General features: G+C 70.5%; 3 protein-coding genes. 2 read left to right on the forward strand and 1 reads right to left on the reverse strand.

Annotation, left to right across the window (positions count from 1 at the left end; all coding sequences use genetic code 11):
• Together DSP71_RS24385 and DSP71_RS19735 are read left to right on the forward strand one after the other, a co-directional pair.
• A partial coding sequence (locus DSP71_RS24385; RefSeq protein ID WP_258546567.1) for a UrvD/REP family ATP-dependent DNA helicase occupies positions 1-1,658 on the forward strand: 1,658 nt, incomplete at its 5' end.
• Positions 1,655-5,179, forward strand: a complete 3,525-nt coding sequence (locus tag DSP71_RS19735; RefSeq protein ID WP_258546568.1) for an ATP-dependent DNA helicase — start codon at positions 1,655-1,657, stop codon at positions 5,177-5,179. The genes DSP71_RS24385 and DSP71_RS19735, both read left to right, overlap by 4 nt.
• Here DSP71_RS19735 and DSP71_RS19740 read toward each other — a convergent pair.
• Positions 5,125-6,501 (reverse strand): phosphotransferase, encoded by a 1,377-nt coding sequence (locus DSP71_RS19740; protein ID WP_218867320.1) that lies wholly within the window; start codon positions 6,499-6,501, stop codon positions 5,125-5,127. The genes DSP71_RS19735 and DSP71_RS19740 overlap by 55 nt on opposite strands.
• Positions 6,502-6,537: the final 36 nt, after the last annotated feature.

Here is a 6,537-nt window from a genome sequence, read left to right on the forward strand (position 1 = left end):
GACTTCAGGTCGCCTGGCGCGAGATCTCGCTGCTGCCGACGGGGGCGGAGACCGCGCGTTCGCTCGACGCGCTCGTGTCGCTGTTCGACGCGGCCAAGCGCTTCGTCGAACGCACCCCCAACGAGAGGCCGGAGGTGTTCGTACGGGACATCCTCGACAGCGAAGTTCCCGAGGACTCGCTGTCGACTCCCGATCGGCCGGGAAAGGTCACGCTGCTGACCCCTGCGACGGCGCTCGGCACCGAGTTCGATGCGGTCGTCGTCGCCGGCGTGCAGGACGGCATCTGGCCGAATGTGCGCCTTCGCGGTGGACTGCTGCAGACGTGGCGTCTGCCCGACGCGATCCAGGCCGTCCGCACGGGGATGGCGATCGAGCCGCCGGGCGTCCTCGACCGGCGACGAGCTGCGCTCCACGACGAGTTGCGTCTGTTCGTCCGTGCCGTGTCACGTGCGCGCGATCGGCTCCTGATCACTGCGGTGGACGACGACGATCTGACTCCCAGTCCGTTCTTCGGCTTCCTGCCCGCTCCCGAGCCGCCTGAGCGGCATGCCTCGGCGGAGCATCCGCTCACCCTGCGAGGCCTGGTCGCACGGCACCGACGCGCCCTCACCACGACATCCGCCGAACCCGTGCGGCGAGTCGCCGCTGCGCAGCTCGCCGTCCTCGCCCGCGAGGGGGTCCCGGGTGCGGACCCCGCCGAATGGTACGGAGTGACGCCCGTCTCCACCGATGCGCCGCTGCGCGACCTCGCGGTCACGGGTGCGCGGGTCTCGCCCTCGAAGATGGAGTCCTACGAGGAGTGCGGTCTCAACTGGGTCGTCTCGGCACTCGGCGGCGACACCGTGATGCCGCCGACGGCGGGCATAGGCACGATCGTGCACGAGGCGATGGAGCGGGTTCCCGACGGAGACCTGGAGCAGATGCGGGCGATCGTGGCCGAGCAGTGGCCGGAGCTCGACTTCGAGACCGAATGGATCGGACGCAAGGAGCGACGCCGTGCCGATCTGCTCGTCGACAGGCTGCACGCCTACCTGGGCGACGTCCGTCGGGAAGGCGGAAGGGTGATCGGCAGCGAGGTCGAGTTCCGCTTCGCCGTCGACGTGGCGGGGGCGAGCGGCGAGGACGAGGATGTCGTGCCGACCGTGCATGCGGTGGGGGAGAGCAGGGCGAATCAGGCGATCATCCACGGCTACATCGACCGGGTGGAGGCCTACCCCGCCGGCGCGGGTGAGCATGCGGCGGCGCGAGGCCGCGGATGGCAGCCCATGTCGGGCGGTCCGGAGGGCCCGACGGTCGTCGTCGATCTGAAGACGGGCAAGAACGATCCGGAATCCGACTCCGGCGTGCTCGAGCATGCGCAGCTGGCCGCCTATCAGATCGCGGTGCAGCAGGGACTCGTCGAGGGGGCGCCGCCGGCTTCACTCGCCGGAGCGCGGCTCGTGATCGTCTCGAAGACCCTCGCGAAGAGCGACTACCGCATCGCCCATCAGCACACGCTCGACGACGAGTCGCGCTCGGCCTTCCTGATGCGCGTATCGGATGCGGCGCGTGGCATGTCGGCTTCGAGCTTCACAGCGCAGGTCGAATCGCACTGTGCCGACACCCAGCGTCGGGTGCATCCCTGCCGTATTCACACGGTGCCGGCGGTGAGCTCGTGACGGGGGAGAACGGCGCATGGTGGAGCGCCGGCGCCTCGATCTCCGCTACCGACATCGCCGCGGCGCTGGGCCAGCCTTCGCCGACCCCCGCCCAACAACGTGTGATCGAGGCGCCCCCGGAACCTGCGCTCGTGGTCGCGGGTGCCGGCAGCGGGAAGACCGAGACGATGTCGGGGCGCGTCGTGTGGCTCGTCGCCAACGGGCACGTGCGCCGCGACGAGATCCTCGGCCTCACCTTCACGCGCAAGGCTGCGGGTGAGCTCGCGGAGCGGATCGGCCATCGGCTCGCGGTCATCGACGAGTACGGTCGTCGTGGACTCCTGCCCCATCTCCCGGCGATCGTGGCGGACGGATCACTGCGCAGGGTGGAGGAGGCGGCGCCCGGCCGCCAGCGCGAGGTGGTCCGTGCACACGTGCTCGACGAGCTCGCCGACCAGCGCGGGACCGGGTGGGACCCGGTGATCCCTCGGGCGGCGGAGGACCTGATGATCCGGCCTCGGGTCTCGACCTACAACGCCTTCGCGGACGGCATCGTCCGCGAGCACGCTGCACGCATCGGGCGAGACCCCGACGTGGCGATGCTCAGCCAGGCGGCCTCCTGGATGCTCGCGCGCGAGGTCGTGCTGCGTAGCGATCTCCCTGAGCTGGAGAACATCGACTTCGCGCTCGGCACGGTCATCGATGCGGTGCAGCGGCTCGCCGGAGACGCCCTCGACCACCGTGTGGACCTGGATCTCGCCGAGCGCATCGCCCGGGAGCAGGCCCTCGCCTTCGAGCCCTACCGGAGCAACGGCGATGTCGAGAAGGCGGCCGTGAACCTGCTCAGTCTTCCGACGCTGTCGAGCCTGGTGCGCGACTACATCGCGGAGAAGCATCGTCGCGGCGTGCTCGACTTCGCCGATCAGGTCGGCGGCGCGTACGACATCGTCGAGTCGGCGCCCGATGTGCGCGCCGAGCTCCGCGAGCAGCATCGCGTGGTGCTGCTCGACGAGTATCAGGACACGTCGGTCATCCAGACCCGCTTCCTCGCGGAGCTCTTCCATGACTCGGCGGTGATGGCCGTGGGCGACCCGCACCAGTCGATCTACGGCTGGCGAGGGGCGAGCGCCGACAATCTCTACGCGTTCTCCGGCACGTTCTCGAGCACGGGCGCGGCGCATACCTACAGCCTCATGACCAGCTGGCGCAACGACCGCCGTATCCTCGGGATCGCGAACCGGGTGCTCGAGCCGCTCCAGCGGCCCGGGCTCGACGTGCCCCCGCTCGAACCCCGTCCTGGGGCGGGAGAGGGCACCGTGACCGTGGAGTACCCCTTCACGGTCGACGAGGAGGCAGCAGCCGTGGCGGAGTGGTTCTCCGAGCGTCGAGCGGCACACGATGCTCGCGACACGGCAGCGGCACACGCGACGAAGCCGCACACCGGCGCGATCCTGTTCCGCTCGAAGCGGCACATGCAGACGTTCGCGGCTGCGCTTGCAGCCCGGGGGATCCCGCATCGGATCCTCGGTCTCGGCGGACTGCTGGCGACGCCGGAGGTCGTCGACGTCGTCTCGACGCTCCGCGTGGTGCACGACCCCACGGCGGGATCGGCGCTCATCCGACTGCTCACCGGGCCGCGATTCGGCGTGGGGGTGGCCGACATGGCGGCGCTCTACGACCTCGGGCGCACGCTCTCGGAGCGTGACCCCGCGATGGCTCCGCTGCCTGAGGAGATCCGTTCGCGGCTGCGCGGGTCGCGGGGCGCCGACGAGGCGGTGTCGATCATCGACGCCGTCGACGTGGTCAGGGCCGTGCGCGACGACTACAGACTGCTCGAAGCGATCACCCCGGACGGGCGGGCACGCGTGCGCGCCGCGGGCGAGATGCTGGAGCGTCTGCGACGAGCGTCCTCGCAGCCGATCCCGGAGCTGATCCGCCTGATCGAGCTCGAACTACGGCTGGACATCGAGTTGGCGGCGAACGAGACCAGAGGGCCTGCCCGGATCGCCGCGACGCAGCTGCGCGCGTTCTCCGACGAGGTCAGGGCCTTCCTCGCCGCCGACGACCGGGGGAGCATCGGCAGTCTGCTGGCCTGGCTCGACAAGGCGGAGAGCACGGACGAGCTCATGCCTCGGCCGGAGCCGCCGGAACCCGGCGTCGTGCAGCTGCTGACGATCCACGGCTCGAAGGGCCTGGAGTGGGATGCCGTCGCCGTCGTCCGACTCGTGGTCGACGAGCTTCCGAGCCGTGTCTCCGACACCTCAGGGTGGTTCGGGTTCGGCGTCGTTCCCTTCGCTCTGCGCGGCGACCGAGATGCGCTACCCCGCTTCGAGTGGGACCCCGTCGGGGCGATGGGCGACGAGACCGACCCCGTCAAGCGTCAGAAGCTCGCGCAGGCATCGCTCTCCGGCGGCGCGACCAAGGCGAATCCGCAGGGGGGCGCGATCAAGCGCTTCAAAGACGCGTACCGGGCGTATCAGCAGCAGGAAGAGCGACGTCTGGCGTATGTCGCGGTCACCCGTGCGCGGACCGATCTGCTCTTGAGCGGCTCCCACTGGGCGGGGCAGAAGTCCCCGCGCACGCCGAGTCCCTATCTGCTCGAAGCCATCGAGGCGCAGGGGTTCGAGGAAATCGATCAGGTCGATCCGGACGACAATCCGTACGAGGGCCCCGGTTCCACGCTCCGCTGGCCCCTCGACCCGCTGGGCGCTCGGCGGGGTGTCGTGTCCGCGGCGGCAGCGGCTGTCGAAGAGGCCACGCTCCGGGGAACGGCAGAACCCTCGGTCGAGCTCGCTCGTCTGCTCGCCGAGCGTGCGGCCAGACAGCGCGGTGCCGATGCGGAAGCGCCGACGCGCGTGCCGGCCTCGAGGTTCAAGGACTACGTCACCGACTTCTCCGGAACCCTCTCGTCGATCGTCAGGCCGATGCCGGAGCGGCCCTACCGGCAGACCCGCCTCGGCACGCTGTTCCACGCCTGGGTGGAGCAGCGGTCCGAGCTCGTGGGCGTCGGCAGCCGTGTGGATGAGGCGCTCTGGGAGCTCGATGAGGAGGAGGCGCCGATCGAGGCCGAGCACCTGACGAGGGCGTCGGGGGAGGGGCGCGGAACGACCGCCGACGCCGCCGACCTCGCCGTGCTGCAGGCGACGTTCGAGCGCAGTGAGTGGGGCGGGTTGCAGCCCATCGCCGTCGAGATCGAGATCGACTTCGCGCTCGGCGCAGGCCTCTCCTCGGACGAGGCGGCGGGCGGTCACATCGTCATCTGCAAGCTCGATGCCGTGTACCGGCGCGCCGACCGCGGCGGCCGCGTCGAGATCGTCGACTGGAAGACCGGCAAGGCCCCGCGCACCGCCGCCGAGCGGGAGGAGCGCATGCTGCAGCTCGCGCTCTACCGTCTCGCGTACCACCGCAGATTCGACGTACCGCTGGAGGAGATCGATGTCGCGCTGTACTACGTGGCCGACGACCTGATCATCCGCGGCGATCGGATCTACTCGGAGGAGGAGCTCTTCCAGCGCTGGAGTGCCGCCCGCGCGGCGCGCTGAGCCTCCTCGGAGTCGTCCTCGTCGTACGCGGTCTCCGCGTGCGACACGGAAGCGCCGTGCCTGTCCGCGGCATCGGTGCTGTGGCTGCCGGCGAAGATGCTCCGAGCCTCGGAGAGGTCCTCGGTCTCGAGATCGAGCATCCCGGCGCGGTGGGAGCTGTCGTCCCGCTCCTGTCCCTGGCCGTCGGCACCGCTGCGAAGCGGTTCGACGACATCGGTGGAAGTCGCGTCGGTCGCGCCCTCCTCCGATTCGGCCGGAACGTCGATCCACAGCTCCTCGGGGTTGTAGGCGTCGGTCTGCATCGACGTGTCGATCTCGGTCACGGCGTCTCGGGGCACGCGGTCGAGTGCGTCCATGGCAGAGTCGACTCCGGCGCTGCGGGCATCGATCACGCTCAGGTCATCGGTACGCAGACCCTCGGCGAGAGCCTCGAGCAGCGCGGCCGCGTCGTCGACGATATCCGGTCGATGCATGGCGTCGCCGTGCACGAGCCACCGTGCGAACTCGAGCTCGGCGAGCAGACGAGCACGCACTTCGAGGCCGGCGTCCGGTGCGCGGTCGAGTGCGCCGGAGTACGCGGCGTGGACATCGTCGGACGCCTCGGGTGCCGCGGAGAGCCACGACAGATCGACCGCAGGATCACCGATCGACAGTCCATGCCAGCCCAGGAGCCCGATGACTTCGGGGCCGCGTTCGGGGTCGTCCTCGAACAGGAAGGACGTCGACTGCAAGCCGCCGAGCACGACGGTGGACTCGAAGCGCCACAGGTCGTCGTCGGCGACGGCGTCGCGCCATCGCACGGTGAGACGTGCGGGAACCCTCCCCGTCGATGCGGCCGTGTCGATCAGGCGATCCAGCTCGGCGCGGCTTTCCTCGGCCGTGCGTGTGGCCAGTCCCGCCCCGCGGACCACCGAGGTGGGCATGCTGTGCACCGCGGCGATCGCTGACCCCATCGACGGGGCAGCCCCGCGCCCCGCCGGCACGTGGGCCGCGTCGATCTGGAACCCGGGCAGCAGCTCGGTGACGAGCGCGCGTCCCTCGCCGAGTCGGGTCTCCCCGATGTAGGCCGGCACCCGGAACGGCAGCATCGCTCGAGCGCCGTCGGTGAGAGCGCGAAGCGCGATCGCCTCGGCGGCGAGTTCGCGCGCCGTCTCGTCGTCGTCTGCGACGCGGATCGCGAGCTCACGGCCATCAGCCAGGGTGGCGATGGCCGAGTCGAACCGGCCCTCGCCGTCCGCGCTCAGACCACGGGCACCCGTGACCTCCGCCCCGGGCAGTGCGGCGGTCACTGCCGCGGCTAGAGTGAAAGGAGAGCGTCCCATGCCCCCAGGTTAGGTCGGCTCAGGGGCGGTCCCGCC

The organism is Microbacterium sp. H6 (assembly GCF_003314775.1).
GTDB classification, from domain to species: domain Bacteria; phylum Actinomycetota; class Actinomycetes; order Actinomycetales; family Microbacteriaceae; genus Microbacterium; species Microbacterium oxydans.

Coding starts and splice junctions, on each gene's coding strand:
- DSP71_RS19740 (WP_218867320.1), bottom strand. CDS start 6,501: ATGGGACGCTCTCCTTTCACTCTAGCCGCGGCAGTGACCGCCGCACTG.